Raw genomic sequence first — 17,099 nt, forward strand, 5'->3', positions numbered from 1 at the left:
TCCCATCAGGAAGACCCAACTGTCAACAACGTCCATCAGTTTTAGAGCTAAGCCTCGCCATGTCCGATCGTCACCGTGCGGATGCTGCGGGCAACGAGAGCGGGGTTGCTGAAAGGGAGCGTGTGGCCCGCGTCTGGGTCGAGCTCGAGGGTGCTCCGTGGGTTGGCGGCGTGCAATAGCCGTGCGGATCGCTGAACCGGGCGCGGCTCGCGACCGCCAGCGAGCACAATGGCGGCACCGGTGAAACGTTCCCACCCAGATGGAGGCACGAATGCGCCGTTCGCGGCGACAACGGTGAGCAAGGTCGTCTTCGAGATCGACTCGGAGGTTCGAAGATAGTTGGGCACGAGCGCGGGCGGCACACCGAGCGCCTTCGCTTGTGCCCGTGCGAACTGTTCGTTCTTCGCAAGCCCCGCGGTAGACGAGAGCAGTACTCGTGTGAGGCCGAGAGCCCGCGCTGGGATCGCGAGGGCGCTGATCGAGACGACACCGCTCACGAGTTCTGGGTTTTCGCTCGCGAGCGCGAGGGCGAGCTGTGCCCCGAGCGAGAAGCCCCCGACATGAACGGGACCCGTGGCTCGCTCCGCGAGCATCGCGCGCAGTTGTTTGAGTGTTTGCTCATGCGAGACGTAGTCTTCATCCGCGCTGTGGTCATGGCCCGGCATATCCGGCACGATGAGGTGGTACTCGTCGCCGAGTTCGGCGCGAACGGGCTCCCACATCCAGCCTGCGACGCCGCCACCGTGCAGCAGCACAACGGTGCGCGACCGCTCGGGGTTGTACTCCGCAACAAACACGTGCATCACCCCTCGCCGCTCACGAGCTGCGGATGCCACTGCCCAAGAATCTCGAGGAGGGTCGCCGTGCTCTGGGCGGGCGCGTCCCACGTGACGATATGCCCGGCATCCGCAACGACGTGCTCTGCGACGCCCTCTGCCGCAGCCCATGTGCCCATTGCCTGCGAAATATTGCCCGTCTGATCGTCGCTGCCGCGCATGAGCCCGATCGGGATGGGCGAGCGATACGCAGGGTCGGGTGCGATGAACGACGAAGTCGCGCGCCACACGTCGAGGAATGTCTTCTTGGGCATTCGACCAAAAGTCTCCGTTGCTCGCTCAATCGCCGCCGGAGTCACAGCCGATGCCTTCGCCATGAGACCCGGCAAATTACGCGCCGGAATGAGTGCGAGCGAGGGTGCTGCAAGCCCGAGCAAGAATCGCGACGTGGCCGAAAGCGGTCCGGTGTTCCACGCTGAGTCAACGATCACGACGCTGCTCGTTTGGTTCGGATGCGTCCGAACGAATGCTTGTGCGATGTTGCCGCCGAGCGAGTGGCCGACGAGAACGGGATCGGATGCCTGCGTTTCATCGAGCAACGCCGCAAGATCGTCGAGCGCATCTTCGGCCGTGAATCGCGTACCCGCCGCGAGTGTCGACTGCCCGTGCGCGCGAAGATCCCACTGCACAACACGTGCACCGGCGGCCGCGAGCGGGTCGGCTTGATCGTCGAACATCGCGTGATCGAGACCCGCACCATGGATGAAGACGACCGTCGGCGAACCCAGACCGGAATCGCGGTACGCGATATTCGCGGTCGGGCGCTGCAGCACGTGGTCGAGTGTCACCATGTCTCGACGCTACCGATCATTTGCGCCTCGCGAAGTGCGTTGCCACCCGGCATTGCCACGGGTGCTATCACGACTGGACCCTGACAAGCGCCTCGGCGCGTTCACGCAAGGTGGCCAAGACACGGCGTGTTGCTGCGACATCAGACTCGCTGATGCCCTCGACGAGTGAAGCCGTCGCCGCGCCGACGGCGCGGCGGGCGGCAACCAGCGCCTCGAAGCCGTCGTCGCTCAGCTGCGTCTCACCCACGATCAGGCCGCGCTCACGCAACGCTGCCTCGATGGGTTCGATCTCTGTCTTGAGAGCGCGGGCGGTTTCGTCACGCCACTGCCCACTCGAAGCATCCGTGCCGGCTGCGCTCACGGTGTTGAGCACGACCCACTCGGCGTAGCTCGCGATCACCGTCGAAGCGAGGGTCGTGAGCAGTAGTGCGCGAAGCGCATTTTCGGTGGCCCCAATGACGGCGGGGATTGAGAGTTGCGTAGTCATGGTGATCCTTTCGGGGGCGGAAGACTGGCTGGTTTCGCAGTGAGTTGGCCGGCGACCATTGCCGCGAGCGCGAGTCCGAACCCCACGAGCTGGATGGGTGTGAGCGACTCGCCTGCCAGCACAGCACCCAAGAGCGCAGCGACAAGGGGTGAGAGCAAACCGAGCAGGGCGGTCGCGGTCACGGGAAGTTGGCGAATGCCCGCGAACCACAGCGAATACGCAAGCAAGGCGCCAACAATGCCGAGCCATGCGTACCCGAGCCAGGCTTTCGCGTCGATTGTCGGCACGCCGTCGATCAGCAGTGCGGGGAGGAGCAGCATGAGGCCGGCGGCTGTGAGCTGCCACCCGGCAAACGCAATGGCGGATGCTCCCGGTGGGCGCCCCCACTTCTTCGCGAGCGTGACACCAACAGCCATCGATGCTGCGCCCGCTAGCCCGGCGGCAACGCCGACAGCGTTCATTCCCGCGCCCGGCCCCAGGACGACAAGCCCCACACCGACGACTCCGATGACGCCCCACAGCAGGCTGAGCCCCGAGAGTCGTTGGTGCAGAATGCCCACCGTGAGGAAGGCGACCATGATGGGTTGGCTCGCGCCGAGCGTGGCGGCAACACCGCCCGGGAGGTTCTGCGCCGCCACGAACAGCAGCGGGAAAAACGCCCCCATGTTGAGCACCCCGAGCACGAAGCTGCGCAGCACCCATACTCCGTGCGGCAGCTGGCGTGAGATCAACAGCGCAATGAGGCCCGCGGGCAGCGAACGCATCATGGCGGCAAACATCGGATGCCCAGGCGGCAAGAGCGTCGTCGTGACGATATAGGTCGTACCCCACACGATTGGCGCGAAGGCAGTGAGCAAAACCCATCCGATTCGGATTCGCGGGGTTGCCTCGGTCCGCGTGCGCTCGAGCGTGCTCATGAGGCCGCCCCCGCACTCACGGGAGCGTGTGAATCGAGCAGCAGATGTATGCCGATTCCTGCGAGTGCCCCGCCGACCACGCGACGTTGCCACACGGCCCAACGCGGTCGACGTTGCAACAGGAGCGCGATCGAGCCGGCGCTCAAGATGAACGCACTATTGACGACAATGCTGGCCGCGATCTGGACGCCCCCGAGCACGAAGCCCTGCACGACAACATTGCCCCGCGCCGGGTCGATGAACTGCGGGATGAGGGCCGCGTACAAGATGACAGCTTTGGGGTTGAGCAGGTTGGTTGCGAGCCCCATGCCGAAGAGGCGACGCTTCGAGTCGCGCGGAATCTGTGCGGGTTCGAAGAGCCCTGCGCTGCCGCGAAGCACGGTCCACGCCAGATACAGCAGGTAGAGCGCACCGGCAATCCTGATGATTGTGTACAGCCACGGCACCAGCGTGAAGACAACCGCGAGGCCAAGGTTCGCCGCTGTCATGTAGATGGCGAAACCCAGCGCAGTGCCGCAGAGCGAGACGAACCCTGCGAGCGTTCCTTGCGAGAGTGTGCGCGACACCAGGTAGATCATGTTGGGCCCCGGCGTCAGCGCCATGCCGAACGCCACGATCGCGATGCCAAGAACTGCGGATGCTTCGGGCATCAGGCCTCGATCCCGCGGCCCGCGCGGCGTGAGAAGATCGTGCCCGCAATCGCGATGACGGCGAACGTGAACATGAGCGTGCGGGCCGCATGCACCATGTCGGGCAGGGCGAAGTTCACGATCATGCCCGCTAGGGTCGCGCTGAACGCCTGCGCGATGATGAGCACGGTGTTGATCGCGGCGGCCGCTTTCGCGCCTTCGTCCTCATCCGTTGTGCTGCCGAGCGCGGCGACCGTGAGGTGCGGGAATGCCAGGCCGATACCGCTGCCTGCACAGAAGAGCGTCACGAACCACAACACGAGCACGGTCACAGATGGCCCATTGAGTTGCAGTGCCCCGTAGGCGGCGAGCCCCAGCCCGACGACAACAGGGCCGACGACAATGAGTGACCGTTGGGCCGCTGCACTCGAAACGTTGGCTGAGAACACCTGCACGATCGACCATCCGAACGAGAGCGCCGCACCGAGCAGCCCGGCAACGAGCGGGCCCATGAGCCCGATCTCTTGCCCGAAGAGTGGCACGAAGGCCTCCGTCCCGATCGCGAAGGCGAAAACGGCGACGGTCAGGTACACCGCGGCCAGCGGTGAACGGGGGTCGAATGCGATCCGCGGCAGAATGCCTTTCGTGCTGCGCTTCTCGTAGGCGATGAAGAGCAGAGCAAGGACGACGCCCGCTGCGAAAGCGAGCACGGTGCCCAGGCCAACCGGCAGAACGCTCGCAATCGCGATCGCGATGACACCGCTGCCGACGAGGCCGAGCGAAACCCACGGCACGACCTCCTCGGAGCGACCACGCTCGGTGCGCGGAAGCGCCTTCATAGCGACGAAGCTCAGCAAAACTGCGGCGCCGGCGAGGCAGATGAAGTTGAGCCGCCAGGCACCGAACTGTGCGAACAGCCCGCCAACGAGTGGGCCGAGGATGTTTCCGACACCCCACATCGCAGAGACGAGCGCTGCGCCACGCGCCCAGAGCCGTTCGGGGAGCGCGCGCTGCAGCATGACGTAGCCGAGCCCGGCAAGGAGCCCGCCCCCGAGACCCTGCACAGCACGACCTGTCAGAAGCACCGGCATTGTCGGGCTCGCAGCACAGATGAGCGAGCCGAGCGCGAATGTGCCGAGCGCGATGAGATACGCGCCGGTCGCGCCCCAGCGCATGAGTACGCGACTGACGAGCATTGAGGTGACGATCGAGGCCAAGAGGAACGCCGTCATGGTCCATGCGTAGAGTTCCATTCCACCGATCTCGCCGACGATCGTGGGCAGGAGGCTCGTGGTGAGGTAGACGTTGCTCGCCTCGATGAGCACGCCACCGGCGAGCACGAGAGCGATGGGCGCGTTGCGCCCTGTGAGCAGTTCGCGCCATGTTCCCGTGCCGGTCTGTACTGGTGTGCTGTCGGTCATTGCGTTCCAATCGCCGAGTCGGATGGAGCGGCCCATCGCTGCCGCGAAGTGCCGTGAAAGCTCGATTGTCGCCACGCTAATACCTCAAGTAGACTCGAGGTCAAGTGAAGTGGAGACGTTCGTGGAACCTGAAGACCTGCTCGCCATCGGCGAGGTCTCACGCCGCACAGGCGTGCCCGTCTCAGCCCTGCACTTCTACGAGCAGCTCGGACTCATCTGCTCAACCCGAACAGCAGGAAACCAGAGACGCTACCGCCGCCACATGATCCGCCGCATCTCGTTGATCGTCGTCGCAAAGCGCCTCGGGATCTCACTCGACCAGGTCGGCGAAGTCTTCACAACACTCCCACTCGACGACACGCCAACGCAGGCCGACTGGAAGCGCGTCGCCAAACTCTGGCGCGAGGAAATCGCCGCACGCCGCAAGCAACTCGAAAACCTACAGCGCGAACTGACCGGGTGCATCGGCTGCGGCTGCCTCTCCCTCAACGCATGCCGACTCCTCAACGCTGACGACGAACTCGCCGCTGAGGGCCCTGGCCCCCGACGCATCTAGCCGCGCCGCGGCGATCCGGCGAGCCACTCCCCCAGAGCGGCGGAGACCGCGTCCGGGCTCTCGAGGGGCGCCAGGTGCCCGACCCCCGCCAGTTCGACCACCTCCGGGAGCCCCGGGAGCCTGGACCGGAGCTCGTACGCCTGTCGGATCGGGATCCACGGGTCGTCGGAGCCCCAGCCGATCCGCGTCGGGCACCGCACCTCCCCGAGGCGACTCGCCACCGGGCGGGTGTCGGCGGGGTCGAGCGCGGCGATCTGCCGGTAGAAGGCGGCCTGCCCTCCGCCCAGCCACGGGCGCACGAGCGCATCGACGTCCTCGGCCGGCACCGGTTGCCGGATCGCCCCGGCGATGTACTCCCTGACCAGAGCCGCGTGCAGCTCGGGCGGCAGCCGGGCGAAGACGTCGGCGTGCTCCGCGACCAAGCGGAAGAAGGAGGAGCCCCAGGGGTCGAGCACGACCGCGTCCCAGAGGAACAGGTCCGCGTACTCGATGCCGTGCAGCAGGTGCGCCCCGAGAGCCACCGCGCCGCCGATGTCGTGCGCGACGGCGTGCGGCCGCTGCAGCCCCCATGCCTCGCAGAGCCCGGCGAACCGCCGTGCCTGCGACCGCAGGTCCACCGCCACTGGCGGCCCGCTCGCGGACCCGCCGTACCCCGGCATGTCCCAGAGGAACACGCGGGAGTGCCGGCCGAGATCGCGCGCCACCCGGTCCCACACCCGCGAGGACCAGGGGGTCCCGTGGCAGAGGACGACCTCGCCGCTCACGGGCCCGGCCGGTTCGAGGACGCGGGTGGCGATCGTCGTCCCGTCGACGACGACGGGCACCGGATCGGACAGCGGGATCTCGCGTGGCATCATGGGTTCCACGCTAGAACTTCAGGTCGACCTGAAGTCAAGCGGGAGGGGGTCGGCATGAAGATCGGCGAGGCCGCGCGACGGACCGGGGTCGCCGCCCACGTGCTCCGGCACTGGCACGCCTCCGGGGTCGTCGTTCCGGATCGGACCGCGTCCGGGCACCGGGAGTACACGGAGGAGCACCTCCGTCGCGCGCACGTCGTGCGGGCCTGCCAGGGCGTCGGCATGAGCCTGCCCGAGATCCGGGCGGTGCTCACGCGGGACGATGCCAGCCGGGCCGAGGTCATCGGGGCGAGGCTGCTCCGCATCCGGGCGCAGCGCGCCGGGCTCGAAGCCGCCGAGCGCTTCCTCGAGCACGTCATCGGCTGCACGCACGACCTCCTCACCCGATGCGAGGCGTGCACGGAGTACGCCCGGACGTCGCCGCACGCGGCGACGGGAGGAGCGCCCGCCGGACGGCCCGCGGCCGACGGCGCCTAGCCCGCAGCGCATCCGGCGATCTCGGTTGCCCCCCCCTTGACCTCAAGCGCACTTGAGGTCCTAGCGTGCACGTCATCTTGGTTTTGTTCACGAGAGGGAACGTTCGATGATGACGAAGAATGCTGTGACTGTTCTGGGGCTGGGATCGATGGGCTCTGCGCTCGCGAGCACCTTGATCGAGCGGGGCTACCGCACGACAGTGTGGAACCGCACCCCGGCCAAAGCCGACCCGTTGGCAGCGAAAGGCGCGATCGTTGCAACAGCGGCAGCAGAAGCGGTCGCCGCCAGCCCGCTGACCGTCATGAGTTTACTCGATCGCACTGCCGTAACCGAGGTGCTGAATAGCATCACCCATGTTGTTGCCGGCGCGGTCATCGTCAACCTCACGAGCGGCTCGCCCGCGGATGCGAGGCACAACGCCGAGTGGGCTCGTGAGCACGGGGCAAAGTACATCGGCGGCGCACTGCTCGGCGACCCGTCGTATGCCGGAACCGCATCGATGAAGGTCTCACTCAGTGGTGATCGGGGCGTTTTCGACGCACACCGTTCCACGATCGAAGAACTCGGCACGGCGACCTTCTACGGCGAAGATGCCGGGCTCGCTGCCGTGGAGTTCATGGCTCAGGTAGCAATCGGCTACGAGTTTCTGATCGGCCTGCTGCACACCTTCCAGCTCGTTCACACCGAGGGCGTCGATGTTGAGGAGTTCGCCGCTCGTGCTGCAGAAACGATGACTGGGTACGCGCCACTGGTCTCCATGTTCGGTGCCGCCATCGCGAGCGGCGACTACGCCCCAGACCTCGGCGACCTCAACGTGCAAGTCGCCCTCATGGACGACTTGATCGATCATCGCGAAGCAGCCAGTGTCGACACGACCCGCATGCGCGAGGTGCGAACGCTCATGCAACGCCGAATTGCCGACGGGCACGGCGACGAAGGCTTTTCCAGTTTGTTCGAACTTCTCGGTTCGCGACAGACATCTTCCGAGAACGGGAGGTGATTCGAGAAGGATCGCATGAACCCGACCGACCGACCGGCTAGCTAAGCCGCTGAGCCGCATACTCAAGCAGATCGAAAATGGCCTCGTCCGGTGAGCCATCGCTGGTGAGCAACGGGTAGCCAAGCTCGGGGATCAGCGCCTGCAGATCGACCGTCAGCGCCTCGACGTTGGTGCCGCAGACACCGTTCCGGATTCGAGCACGGAGGCGTCCGTGTCGATGGCCGTCACCTGCGGGATGCGGCGGTGCAGGTCGGCCGCGAGGAGGCCGTTCCCCGTGCCGACGTCGAGGGCGGTGCGGGCGCCCGGAGGAACGGCGTCGAGAATGCGGCGGTGATAGTGGATGTTGTTGTTCCATCGCGCCGCGGATCCATCCGTCATCCGGATATCGTCCCCGTGCGCGACGTCGAACGCAACGGTGGTCAGCGGTTCCCGGCGAGACGTCCTCGGGCGACGCGGTTGTTGTGGATCAGGATGACCACGAGTGCTGCGACAGGGCCGGCGAGGATGACGATGAAGGGCCAGAACCAGGCGGTGGTGCTGAGGAGCGCGGCAGCGAGGACGATAAGGCCGGCGCCGACGGCGCGCATCGCGATCGATCCGGCCGGTGCTGTTCCCGGGTTTCGGGAGAACGGGATCTCCGTCGACGGGTTGGCGCGAACGGTCCTGGCGAGAGCGGTGTGGAAGAGCGCGACTCCCGCGATCGCAGAGAGCAGACCGGCCAGGAACATGTGGTCGAGGGTATCAACCGGGGGGAGTGCGTGGGGGTGACGCTTCGGCTCGCTGCGCTCGCTCAGCGCGTTTCGTCTCGCTGCGCTCGCTCAACGACCCGCGGGACGGGCGGCGCGTGGGAAGAGGAGGCGCGGAGGGCAAAGCAAAACCCCCGCCATGTAGAAGCTAGGCGAGGGTTTCTGGGCCGACTGTAATGATCGACCTTGTGGCTCCGACGGGCGTCGATCCCGTGACCTCACGATTTTCAGTCGTGCGCTCTACCAACTGAGCTACAGAGCCATGCGGCACATCGTAAAACTGCCGCATCCTAGACGAAAGGCCCTCTTCGAAAAAAGGGCCCGTCGCATAGAGCGACCCTGACGGGACTTGAACCCGCGACCTCCGCCGTGACAGGGCGGCACGCTAACCAACTGCGCTACAGGGCCATACTTTTTAAATTGTATCGGATGGAGTGACCCCAACGGGATTCGAACCCGTGCTACCGCCGTGAAAGGGCGGCGTCCTAGGCCGCTAAACGATGGGGCCGAAGGACGTCCCGGGGGACTTCCTTGCCGACGCTCAAGCATAAGGGATATCTCGACCAAAACACCAATCGAGGGCGAGCCTCCGCGCCGCCCGGGCGTTTCGGGCGGACGATGAAGAGCGCACACGACCCGCTGCATACCATTTTCTGTTGCGGATGTTAAAGATGTTGTTAGTGTGTCATGTGTGAATTCGGTGGAAGGGGCCGTGTGAACTCCGAACTGTCCCCGATGGATGCTGCGCTGGCAGCCGGCGATGACTGCAACTGCGCGCCCAGTGCCGCCGAGCAGCGAACCTTCTGGCAGAAGGGCGCGCTCACCCGCCGCAACGCACTCGGCCTCGGCACCCTGGGCGTCGCCGCTCTCAGCGCATTCGGCATCGGCACCGGCGTCAACGCCGCATACGCCGCCTCGTACCCCAGCTGGGACGACGTCGAACGCGCGAAGAAGAACCAGGCGGCCAAGGCCGCCGAGATCTCTCGCATCGAGGGGCTCATCCAGTCGCTCACCCAGCGCGTTGCCGAGACACAGGCCGCGGCGGAGGCCGCAGGCAACGAATACTACGAAGCGCAGCAGGCGTATTTCGCCGCCATCGCCACGGCGGAGGACCTCCAGTCGCAGGCCGACGCCCAGTCGAAGCTCGCCGAGGACTCCGCACGCAAGGCCGGCCAGGTCGCCGCGCAGCTGTACCGTAACGGAGGCGACGACACCGCCCTCGAGCTCTTCTTCGCCGGTTCCGCCGCGAACGCCGACGAGCTGCTCTCGCGCCTGGGCACGATGGACAAGCTGCTCGGGTTCAACCAGTCCGTCTACGACAAGGCCGTCGCCGCCCGGAACTCCGCGCAGGCGCTGAGCGACCAGGCCGTCGTCGCCCGCACGGAGCGCGACCGCTTGCAGCAGGTCGCCGAGCAGAAGATGATCGCCGCGCAGGAGGCGGCGGAGGCCGCTCAGGCGGCGCTGGACGAGCAGACCGCGAATCTCAGCACGCTCGAGGCCCAGCTCGCCGCTCTCAAGGACAAGACCGCCAAGACGGTCGCCGACTACCAGGAGGGTGTCCGCGTCCGCGAGGCCGAGCGCAAGGCCCGCGAAGAAGCCAAGCGCCGCGCCGCAGAAGAGGCTGCACGTCGCGCCGCTGAAGCCGCCAAGAACAACAGCGGCGGCGGCGGCGGTGGCGGCGGTGGCGGCGGCGGAGGCGGCGGTGGCGCTGCAGCCGGCTCTGGCGGTTGGGTCCGCCCGCACGGCGGATGGCGCAGCTCCGGTTACGGGCCGCGCGAGTCCCAGTGCAACGCCAACGGCTGCGCCTCCAGTTGGCACTACGGCGTCGACCTCGCCGCCGGGTGCGGCACTCCGATCTTCGCCGCCCAGTCCGGCACAGTCGACTACGCCGGATGGTACGGCGGCTACGGCAACTACGTCCGCATTCAGCATGGCGGCGGCATCGGCACCGGGTACGGCCACATCAGCTCGTTCGCCGTCCGCTCCGGGCAGTGGGTCAACGCCGGGCAGGTCATCGCCTACGAGGGGAACACGGGTGGTTCCTTCGGATGCCACCTCCACTTCGAGGTCTACATCTGGGGCGCCTATACGAACCCGATCAACTTCATGGCAGCGCGCGGCATCTCGGTCTGACGCCGCGATCCGCGCACGAAGAAGCCCTCGGCCGCATCACGCGGACCGAGGGCTCTTTCGTGAAAAGGGTCAGTGGCCCTGCTCGCCGAAACGGGCGATCGCCTCGTCGAGGATGCGCTGCGCCTCCGCGGCGTCGCCCCACTCGTCGACCTTGACCCACTTGTTGGGCTCGAGGTCCTTGTAGTGCTCGAAGAAGTGCGCGATCTCCTTCTTCGTGTACTCGGCCAGGTCGCCGACATCCTGGATGTGCGCCCAGCGGGGGTCCTTCGACAGCACGGCGACGAGCTTGTCGTCGCCGCCGGCCTCGTCGCTCATCTTCAGCACGGCGACCGGGCGGACCTCGACGACGACGCCGGGGTAGATGGCGTGGTCGAGCAGCACGAGCACGTCGAGCGGGTCACCGTCCTCGCCGAGCGTGTTGTCGAAGTAGCCGTAGTCGGCCGGGTAGCCGAAGGTCGTGTACAGGACCCGGTCGAGGTGGACTCGACCGGTCTCGTGGTCGACTTCATACTTGACGCGGCTGCCGCGGGGGATCTCGATGACGGCGTCGTGTGCGCCCATGCGTGTGCTCCTCAGGAAAGACGGGGTGGATGCGGGAGCAAGCTTACCCGCGCGCTCGCAGGAGCAATCTCTCCAGGGGCCCGACGAACGCGATCAGCACGAGCGCGAAATACCCGATCACATGCACCCATGCGGCGATCGGCAACGCGATGGCGAACAGGATGATGGCCGCGATGTCTCCGCTCGCCCCTCGACGCAGCGCATCGGCATCCAGATCGATGCAGTCGGGATGCCGGAGGAAGTAGAGCTTGCCGGCGAGCGTCGACACCTGCGTCATGGTCAGGGTTCCGATGTAGAGGAACGCCTGCAGCGGGTCCCCCGACATCTGGCCGAGCATGGACGTCGGCACCGGCAGCCACACGATCGTCAGCATCCACGCGACGTTGATCCACAGCAGCGGCGTCGTGATGCGTTCGACGTGTTGGTAGAGCGCATGATGCTCCATCCAGAACATGGCGATCATGACGAAGCTCAGCAGGAAGCTGAGGAGCTGTCCGGAGTGCTGCGCCAGGAACTCGGCGGTGCTCGTCCCCTCGTCCGAGGCCTCGGAGACCGCCTCGAGCAGCGGGAGGATCAGCAGCGTCATCGCGATCGCCACGACCGCATCGACGAACGCCTTCATCCTCTCGGGGGCGAATTCCGTCGGCGCGCTCACGCGCTCAGAATAGGACTGCACGCCCGACAGCGGTAGGCCTCGGCGTTGTCGTAGCGTGGGGGGATGCCCACACTCTCGCCCGCGATCGCCGAGATCCGACGTGCTGTCCGCCCGGCGCTGGCCGACCTCCCGGACGGCGCCGCCGTCATCGTCGCCCTCTCCGGCGGTGCGGACTCGCTCGCGCTGGCCGCGGCGACCGCCTTCGAGGCGCGGAGCCGTGGGATCCGCCTGATCAGCGCGACGATCGACCACGCTCTGCAGGAGGGCTCAGCGGATGCCGCCGCCGATGCCGCGGCGAAGGCCGAGGCCCTCGGCATCCGCTCGCGCGTCCGGCGTGTGGAGGTGCGCGCCGATGCGGACGGGCCGGAGGCGGCGGCGCGTGAGGCCCGATACGCGGCGCTGCGGGCCATCGCGGCCGAGGAAGCCGCGGCCGCGGTGCTGCTCGGTCACACACTCGACGATCAGGCCGAGACGGTTCTTCTCGGACTCGCCAGGGGGTCGGGGACCGCGAGCCTGCAGGGAATGGCGGCCCGCCGTGAGGACGAGGACGGCACGGTCTGGCTGCGCCCGCTGCTGGGCGTCCGCCGCGCGACGACCGAGGCCTTCTGCGCGGCATCCGAACTCTCGCCGTGGAACGACCCGCACAACACCCAGCACCGATACGCCAGGGTCCGTGTGCGCGAGAACGTGCTGCCGGTGCTCGAAGCCGAACTCGGCCCCGGCGTCGCCGAGGCGCTCGCCCGCACCGCCGAGCAGCTGCGGGAGGACGCCGAGGCCTTCGACGAAATGATCCACGAGACCATCGAGGACATCGTCGAGCACGCCGAAGCGGGGATCTCCGTGAGCGTGGCCGCGCTCGCCGCGAACCCCGCGGCGCTGCGTCACCGGATCATCCGGCTCGTCGCGCACAGCGAGTTCGGTGCGAGCCTCAGCCGTTCGCAGACCCTCGAGGTCGCTCGCCTCGTCACCGACTGGACGGGGCAGGGACCGATCGACCTTCCGGGTTGCTCGGCCGCCCGCCGCGGCGCGCGGATCGTGTTCACCGCGCACTGATCCGCGCGCGCCGCTGCTGCTACTTCTTGCCGCCGAACAGGCCGCCCAGCAGGTCACCGATGCCGCCGCCCGACGAGGACGACCCGCCGCCGAGGATGCCGCCGAGCACGTCGCCGATGCCGCCGCCGTTCGAGTTGCCGCCGCCGAGCAGTCCGCCGATGATGTCGCCGATGCCGCCGCCGGACTGCGCGTTCCCGGTCGAGGTTCCGCCGGAGGAGCCCGAGGAGCTCTTGTTCGCGATGAGGTTCATGATGATCGGGGCGAGGATCGGGAGCAGCTTGCCGAAGTCGATGCCCGGCGTCTTCTCCGACGCATTGAGCTTCGCCGCCACGGTGCCTGCGTCATCGCCGAGCACGTGGCCGACGATCTTGCCGCCGTCCTTCTCGTCGACCTCGTCGACGCTGGAGACGGACTTGGGGCCCTGGTGGCGCTGAAGCGCCTTCTGGATCGCGGCGGACCCCTCTTCGCTCTGCGCGTTCTTCGCGAGTCCGCCGAGCAGGACCGCCCCGCCCTGCTGGACGGCCGTCTTCGCCTCGGCGGGGGAGACGCCCAACTTGGCGGCGATGTCGTCGATCGGAACCTGCGCGAGGATGTCGTCAAGGGCCATGGGAAATCCTTCCGTCTGGGGGCTGCGCCCGCTCGATCCTCACAGTAGTGCGGAACGCACAGCATCCGTCACCTAAAATCGACACATGCGCGCGGCTGAGATCCAGGACGACCTTTCGAAGATCCTCGTCACAGAGGAGGAGATCACGGCGAAGCTGGAAGAGCTCGCCGCCCGAGTCACGAAGGACTACGAGGGCAAGGACCTGCTGCTCGTCGGCGTCCTCAAGGGGGCCGTCATGGTCATGGCGGACTTCGCCCGGGCCCTGCCGATCCACGCCCCGATGGACTGGATGGCCGTGTCGAGCTACGGCTCCAGCACGAAGTCCAGCGGTGTCGTCCAGATCCGCAAGGACCTCGACACGGACCTGCACGGCAAGCACGTGCTCATCGTCGAGGACATCATCGACTCCGGCCTGACCCTCAGCTGGCTGCTGGAGAACTTCGAGTCGCGGGGCCCCGCGTCCATCGAGGTGCTCGCGCTGCTGCGCAAGCCGGAGGCGGCCAAGGTCGAGATCGACTGCAAGTACGTCGGCTTCGACATCCCGACCGACTTCGTCGTGGGGTACGGGCTGGACTACGACGAGCGCTACCGCAACCTGCGCGACGTCGCAGTCCTCGCCCCGCACGTCTACAGCTGACCTGCGCCCCCAACAGCGAAGCGCTCGCTCCGCATCCGGGTGGGATTCGGCGTCCGGCGTCCTGCGAGCAGGGCGACGGCGACCGCGCCGGCGATGCAGGGCAGGAGCTGGATCGCGCTGAGCGACAGCGGCAGGCCGGTGTCGTCGGAGATGTCGCGGATGAACATCATGGTCAGCGCGAGCAGGATGCCGATGACCAGGGCGGCGGCGCCGAAGTAGACCGGCCAGCGCTTGTGTCGTGCTGTGCCGGCGAGGGCGATGAGCCATCCGACCGCGCTGATCGCGGCGACGATCCCGATCACCCACAGCCATGACGTGGTGACCGTGGAGATCTCCGCCTCCGAGTATTCGGGGTACCCGGCGCGCACGTGCGCGGCGAGAGTGTCGCCCGTCGTGACGTCGATCAGCGGCACGACGAATGCGACGACCGTGCTCAGCAAGCCGGCGGCGAGTGCGATGAGGGATGCGCGGTGACGAGCGGTCGAGTCGATCATGATTCCTTCCTCTCTGACGGCGGCGTGTCCGCCGTCGGTGTTCGGTGGATGGTGCGGGGGATGAGGACGAGGGCGATACCGGCGCACGCGAAGAGCACGAGTGCGCACACGGCGAATCCCGATGCGTGACCGACGGCGATCTCCTGGGCCGACGAGGCGGGGTCGACGCGGGCGTGCGCCACGGCGCCGATCACCGCGAGTCCGAGCGATGCCCCGATCTGTCGAGATGTGTTGAGCAGCCCGGAGGCCATGCCGGCGTCGCGCGGGGGTGCCTCGGCGGTCGCGGTGGACACCACCGGACCGAGCGCGAGGCCGAAGCCCACGCTCGTGACGAGGGAGGGGCCGAGCACGTTCCCGACGAAGGTGGCCGATGCGCCGGCGCCGGTGAACCAGCAGAACCCGAGACCCGCCAGCACAGCCCCGATCACGAGCAGGTCGCGAGGGGTGAGCCGGGACTGCAGGCGACCGCCGATCGCGGCACCGGCGACGACGCCGAGGGCGAACGGCAGGAACATCGCACCCGCCGCGGCCGGCCCGGCGCCCATGACGCGTTGGATCTGCATCGAGAGCAGGTAGAAGGCGCCGGCCATCGCCGCGCCGAGCAGGAGGTTGTAGAGGTTCGCGCCGGACACGCTGCGCAGACGGAACAGGCCCAGTCTCACCAGCGGGTCCCGCCTTGTGCGGCGCTCGACGAGGACGAACAGAGCGAGAAGGACGGCCGCGGCGGTCAGGACACCGATCGTCTCGGCGGATGCCACCGGTGCCGTGTCCGTGCGGACGATGGCGAAGACGAGCGCGCCGACGCCCGTGGTCGCCAGGATCGCCCCGAGCACGTCAGGGCGGCCCTGTCTCGAGCCCTCGTCCCGGGGTAGGAGGGCCGCGAGGAGCATGGCGGCCAGCGCCATCGGAACGTTGATGAACATGATCCAGCGCCACCCGGCGTACTCCGTAAGCAGGCCTCCGACGACCACTCCCATGGCGCCGCCCGCCGCATTGACCGCGCCCCAGACGGCGAACGCCCGTGCCCGGGCGGCGCCGGAGGGGAATGCGGAGGTGAGCTGCGCGAGGGCGGCCGGAGCCGCAGCCGCTGCGCCCACCCCCTGCAGAGCGCGGGCCGCGAGCAGATGCCATGGCGTCTGTGCGAGGCCGCCGACGAGCGAGGCGGCGGCGAACACGGCCAGGCCCACCAGCAGCATCCGTCGGCGTCCGAACATGTCGGCGGCTTTCCCACCGAGAAGGAGGAACCCGCCGAAGGCGAGCGCGTAAGCGTGGATGACCCAGGTGACCGCCGCATCGGTGAAGCCGAGCCCGTCCGCGATGCGAGGGAGGGCGACGTTCACGACGGACAGGTCGAGCGAGACCGTGAACTGTACGACCGCGACAGCCGCGAGCGTGGCGGATGCGGAGGAGATGTTCGATGACGACGACTTACGGAACATGTTCCTAAAGTAAACAGGGTGATGCCCGACCCGCAACCCCGTGATGGATGCGTGGACAGGGGATGATGGGTGGATGCCTCGTTCGTCTCCGACCGGTCGGCGCACCGGACGCCCCGCCGTCACCTCGACGCGCGCCATCCTCGATGCCGCCCGCGGCCTCATCGAGCGGGACGGCGTCGATCGGCTGACGGTGCGGCGGCTGGCTGCCGAGATGGAGATCGGCACGACGACCCTCTACCACCACGTGCAGGGGCGCGAGGATCTGCTCGTGCTGCTGCTGGACGAGTACCTGGGCGCCGTGCCGCGACCCGCACTCCCCACCGCACCGCGCGAGCGGGCGGTCGCGGCCGCCCGGGTCATGCGCGACGCGCTGCTCGCGTGCCCGTGGGTCGCGGAGGTGCTGACGACGGACGGCTTCCTCGGCATGCTCAGCGACGCCTCGGTGTGGGTGGTGGATGTGATCCTCGGCGCCGCGATCGACGGCGGATGCTCCGAGGAGGAGGCCGTGTGGCTCTTCCGCAACATCTGGTACTTCACGGTCGGCCAGATCCTCGTCCTCGCGCACTCGCAGGATGCGACGCCGGAGGAACGCGCGCAGCGCGCCGGGTTCGCCGGACGAGACCCCGAGGCGCTGCCGCATCTCGCGTCCATCGGCGCGCGCTGGCCGTCCATCGCCGTCCGCGACACCTTCGAGGACGGCATCCGAGCGCTGGTCGAGGCCGGCATCATCGATGCGCGGAGCTGAATCCGAGGGGTACGCCGTGGGCGAATCACAGCAGGGGCCAAGGACCCGCGCGATACGC

The 17,099-nt window shown here is 67.7% G+C and carries 21 protein-coding genes and 3 tRNA genes; 7 read left to right on the forward strand and 17 right to left on the reverse strand.

Features of this window, described 5'->3' with window-relative positions:
• Positions 1-47: 47 nt before the first annotated feature.
• The 6 genes from HD600_RS08165 to HD600_RS08190 all read right to left on the reverse strand — a co-directional run bounded on the left by HD600_RS08165 (position 48) and on the right by HD600_RS08190 (position 5,081).
• Positions 48-836: an alpha/beta fold hydrolase gene (locus HD600_RS08165; RefSeq protein WP_342355817.1), complete on the reverse strand. Its 789-nt coding sequence runs from the start codon at positions 834-836 to the stop codon at positions 48-50.
• A complete protein-coding gene (locus HD600_RS08170) occupies positions 803-1,627 on the reverse strand; it encodes an alpha/beta fold hydrolase (RefSeq protein WP_184282881.1) in 825 nt (274 codons plus the stop codon). Before HD600_RS08170 ends, HD600_RS08165 begins: the two co-directional genes overlap by 34 nt.
• A 67-nt stretch (positions 1,628-1,694) precedes the next feature.
• Positions 1,695-2,114 (reverse strand): hypothetical protein, encoded by a 420-nt coding sequence (locus HD600_RS08175; RefSeq protein ID WP_184282883.1) that lies wholly within the window; start codon positions 2,112-2,114, stop codon positions 1,695-1,697.
• Positions 2,111-3,031, reverse strand: a complete 921-nt coding sequence (locus tag HD600_RS08180) for an EamA family transporter (RefSeq protein ID WP_184282886.1) — start codon at positions 3,029-3,031, stop codon at positions 2,111-2,113. The genes HD600_RS08175 and HD600_RS08180 overlap by 4 nt, the downstream gene beginning before the upstream one ends.
• Complete coding sequence (locus HD600_RS08185; RefSeq protein ID WP_184282888.1) at positions 3,028-3,681, reverse strand: LysE family translocator; 654 nt, start codon at positions 3,679-3,681, stop codon at positions 3,028-3,030. The genes HD600_RS08180 and HD600_RS08185 overlap by 4 nt, the downstream gene beginning before the upstream one ends.
• The gene (locus tag HD600_RS08190) at positions 3,681-5,081 is read right to left on the reverse strand and encodes an MFS transporter (RefSeq protein ID WP_184282890.1); all 1,401 of its coding nucleotides are present in this window, start codon (positions 5,079-5,081) and stop codon (positions 3,681-3,683) included. Before HD600_RS08190 ends, HD600_RS08185 begins: the two co-directional genes overlap by 1 nt.
• A gap of 109 nt (positions 5,082-5,190) precedes the next feature.
• Here HD600_RS08190 and soxR point away from each other — a divergent pair, with 109 nt between their 5' ends.
• Positions 5,191-5,637, forward strand: a complete 447-nt coding sequence (gene soxR, locus HD600_RS08195) for a redox-sensitive transcriptional activator SoxR (RefSeq protein ID WP_338402185.1) — start codon at positions 5,191-5,193, stop codon at positions 5,635-5,637.
• Here soxR and HD600_RS08200 read toward each other — a convergent pair.
• Positions 5,634-6,494: an alpha/beta fold hydrolase gene (locus HD600_RS08200; protein ID WP_206705707.1), complete on the reverse strand. Its 861-nt coding sequence runs from the start codon at positions 6,492-6,494 to the stop codon at positions 5,634-5,636. The two genes, soxR and HD600_RS08200, sit on opposite strands and share 4 nt — an antisense overlap.
• Positions 6,495-6,548: 54 nt before the next feature.
• On the opposite strand from HD600_RS08200, the gene HD600_RS08205 reads away from it, so the two are divergent.
• Positions 6,549-6,971, forward strand: coding sequence for a MerR family transcriptional regulator (locus HD600_RS08205; protein ID WP_184282894.1), 423 nt, complete (start codon positions 6,549-6,551; stop codon positions 6,969-6,971).
• 106 nt (positions 6,972-7,077) lie between these two features.
• Positions 7,078-7,971, forward strand: a complete 894-nt coding sequence (locus tag HD600_RS08210; RefSeq protein ID WP_206705708.1) for an NAD(P)-dependent oxidoreductase — start codon at positions 7,078-7,080, stop codon at positions 7,969-7,971.
• Positions 7,972-8,124: 153 nt separating this feature from the next.
• On the opposite strand, the gene HD600_RS08215 is transcribed toward HD600_RS08210, so the two are convergent.
• From HD600_RS08215 to HD600_RS08235, 5 genes are all read right to left on the reverse strand, one after another.
• Positions 8,125-8,349 (reverse strand): class I SAM-dependent methyltransferase, encoded by a 225-nt coding sequence (locus HD600_RS08215; protein WP_184282896.1) that lies wholly within the window; start codon positions 8,347-8,349, stop codon positions 8,125-8,127.
• A 41-nt stretch (positions 8,350-8,390) separates the two neighbouring features.
• A complete protein-coding gene (locus tag HD600_RS08220; protein WP_184282898.1) occupies positions 8,391-8,699 on the reverse strand; it encodes a hypothetical protein in 309 nt (102 codons plus the stop codon).
• Positions 8,700-8,906: 207 nt separating this feature from the next.
• Positions 8,907-8,979, reverse strand: a tRNA-Phe gene (locus HD600_RS08225).
• A 72-nt stretch (positions 8,980-9,051) separates the two neighbouring features.
• Positions 9,052-9,125: transfer RNA gene (locus HD600_RS08230), tRNA-Asp, on the reverse strand.
• 27 nt (positions 9,126-9,152) lie between these two features.
• Positions 9,153-9,225 (reverse strand) — tRNA-Glu (locus HD600_RS08235).
• A 206-nt stretch (positions 9,226-9,431) separates the two neighbouring features.
• Here HD600_RS08235 and HD600_RS08240 point away from each other — a divergent pair.
• A complete protein-coding gene (locus HD600_RS08240) occupies positions 9,432-10,850 on the forward strand; it encodes a peptidoglycan DD-metalloendopeptidase family protein (protein ID WP_338402186.1) in 1,419 nt (472 codons plus the stop codon).
• A 69-nt stretch (positions 10,851-10,919) separates the two neighbouring features.
• Here the strand turns inward: HD600_RS08240 and ppa are convergent, their stop codons facing one another.
• Both ppa and HD600_RS08250 read right to left on the reverse strand, forming a co-directional pair.
• Positions 10,920-11,411 (reverse strand): inorganic diphosphatase, encoded by a 492-nt coding sequence (gene ppa, locus HD600_RS08245; RefSeq protein WP_144794633.1) that lies wholly within the window; start codon positions 11,409-11,411, stop codon positions 10,920-10,922.
• Between the two features lie 43 nt (positions 11,412-11,454).
• The gene (locus HD600_RS08250; RefSeq protein WP_338402187.1) at positions 11,455-12,066 is read right to left on the reverse strand and encodes a TMEM175 family protein; all 612 of its coding nucleotides are present in this window, start codon (positions 12,064-12,066) and stop codon (positions 11,455-11,457) included.
• A gap of 63 nt (positions 12,067-12,129) precedes the next feature.
• Here HD600_RS08250 and tilS point away from each other — a divergent pair, with 63 nt between their 5' ends.
• Complete coding sequence (tilS, locus tag HD600_RS08255) at positions 12,130-13,119, forward strand: tRNA lysidine(34) synthetase TilS (protein WP_184282900.1); 990 nt, start codon at positions 12,130-12,132, stop codon at positions 13,117-13,119.
• Between the two features lie 19 nt (positions 13,120-13,138).
• Here the strand turns inward: tilS and HD600_RS08260 are convergent, their stop codons facing one another.
• Entirely contained in the window at positions 13,139-13,726 is a 588-nt protein-coding gene (locus HD600_RS08260; protein WP_184282902.1) for a DUF937 domain-containing protein, read from the reverse strand.
• Positions 13,727-13,811: 85 nt separating this feature from the next.
• On the opposite strand from HD600_RS08260, the gene hpt reads away from it, so the two are divergent.
• A complete protein-coding gene (gene hpt / locus HD600_RS08265) occupies positions 13,812-14,363 on the forward strand; it encodes a hypoxanthine phosphoribosyltransferase (RefSeq protein ID WP_184282903.1) in 552 nt (183 codons plus the stop codon).
• Here hpt and HD600_RS08270 read toward each other — a convergent pair.
• Together HD600_RS08270 and HD600_RS08275 are read right to left on the reverse strand one after the other, a co-directional pair.
• Positions 14,354-14,857 carry a hypothetical protein gene (locus tag HD600_RS08270; RefSeq protein ID WP_144794640.1) on the reverse strand — a complete coding sequence of 168 codons (504 nt, stop codon included), beginning with the start codon at positions 14,855-14,857 and terminating at the stop codon, positions 14,354-14,356. The genes hpt and HD600_RS08270 overlap by 10 nt on opposite strands.
• Positions 14,854-16,296 (reverse strand): MFS transporter, encoded by a 1,443-nt coding sequence (locus HD600_RS08275; RefSeq protein WP_184282905.1) that lies wholly within the window; start codon positions 16,294-16,296, stop codon positions 14,854-14,856. Before HD600_RS08275 ends, HD600_RS08270 begins: the two co-directional genes overlap by 4 nt.
• Positions 16,297-16,369: 73 nt before the next feature.
• Between HD600_RS08275 and HD600_RS08280 the strand changes: the two genes are divergently transcribed.
• The gene (locus HD600_RS08280) at positions 16,370-17,041 is read left to right on the forward strand and encodes a TetR/AcrR family transcriptional regulator (RefSeq protein ID WP_184282907.1); all 672 of its coding nucleotides are present in this window, start codon (positions 16,370-16,372) and stop codon (positions 17,039-17,041) included.
• The last annotated feature ends 58 nt before the right edge of the window (positions 17,042-17,099 follow it).

It is taken from the genome of Microbacterium ginsengiterrae (assembly GCF_014205075.1).
Lineage (GTDB): Bacteria > Actinomycetota > Actinomycetes > Actinomycetales > Microbacteriaceae > Microbacterium > Microbacterium ginsengiterrae.

Coding starts and splice junctions, on each gene's coding strand:
- HD600_RS08180 (WP_184282886.1), bottom strand. CDS start 3,031: ATGAGCACGCTCGAGCGCACGCGGACCGAGGCAACCCCGCGAATCCGA.
- HD600_RS08210 (WP_206705708.1), top strand. CDS start 7,078: ATGATGACGAAGAATGCTGTGACTGTTCTGGGGCTGGGATCGATGGGC.
- HD600_RS08205 (WP_184282894.1), top strand. CDS start 6,549: ATGAAGATCGGCGAGGCCGCGCGACGGACCGGGGTCGCCGCCCACGTG.
- HD600_RS08190 (WP_184282890.1), bottom strand. CDS start 5,081: ATGACCGACAGCACACCAGTACAGACCGGCACGGGAACATGGCGCGAA.
- HD600_RS08280 (WP_184282907.1), top strand. CDS start 16,370: ATGCCTCGTTCGTCTCCGACCGGTCGGCGCACCGGACGCCCCGCCGTC.
- HD600_RS08260 (WP_184282902.1), bottom strand. CDS start 13,726: ATGGCCCTTGACGACATCCTCGCGCAGGTTCCGATCGACGACATCGCC.
- hpt (WP_184282903.1), top strand. CDS start 13,812: ATGCGCGCGGCTGAGATCCAGGACGACCTTTCGAAGATCCTCGTCACA.
- HD600_RS08200 (WP_206705707.1), bottom strand. CDS start 6,494: ATGATGCCACGCGAGATCCCGCTGTCCGATCCGGTGCCCGTCGTCGTC.
- HD600_RS08215 (WP_184282896.1), bottom strand. CDS start 8,349: ATGACGGATGGATCCGCGGCGCGATGGAACAACAACATCCACTATCAC.
- HD600_RS08175 (WP_184282883.1), bottom strand. CDS start 2,114: ATGACTACGCAACTCTCAATCCCCGCCGTCATTGGGGCCACCGAAAAT.
- tilS (WP_184282900.1), top strand. CDS start 12,130: ATGCCCACACTCTCGCCCGCGATCGCCGAGATCCGACGTGCTGTCCGC.
- HD600_RS08170 (WP_184282881.1), bottom strand. CDS start 1,627: ATGGTGACACTCGACCACGTGCTGCAGCGCCCGACCGCGAATATCGCG.
- HD600_RS08220 (WP_184282898.1), bottom strand. CDS start 8,699: ATGTTCCTGGCCGGTCTGCTCTCTGCGATCGCGGGAGTCGCGCTCTTC.
- ppa (WP_144794633.1), bottom strand. CDS start 11,411: ATGGGCGCACACGACGCCGTCATCGAGATCCCCCGCGGCAGCCGCGTC.
- HD600_RS08270 (WP_144794640.1), bottom strand. CDS start 14,857: ATGATCGACTCGACCGCTCGTCACCGCGCATCCCTCATCGCACTCGCC.
- HD600_RS08185 (WP_184282888.1), bottom strand. CDS start 3,681: ATGCCCGAAGCATCCGCAGTTCTTGGCATCGCGATCGTGGCGTTCGGC.
- HD600_RS08275 (WP_184282905.1), bottom strand. CDS start 16,296: ATGTTCCGTAAGTCGTCGTCATCGAACATCTCCTCCGCATCCGCCACG.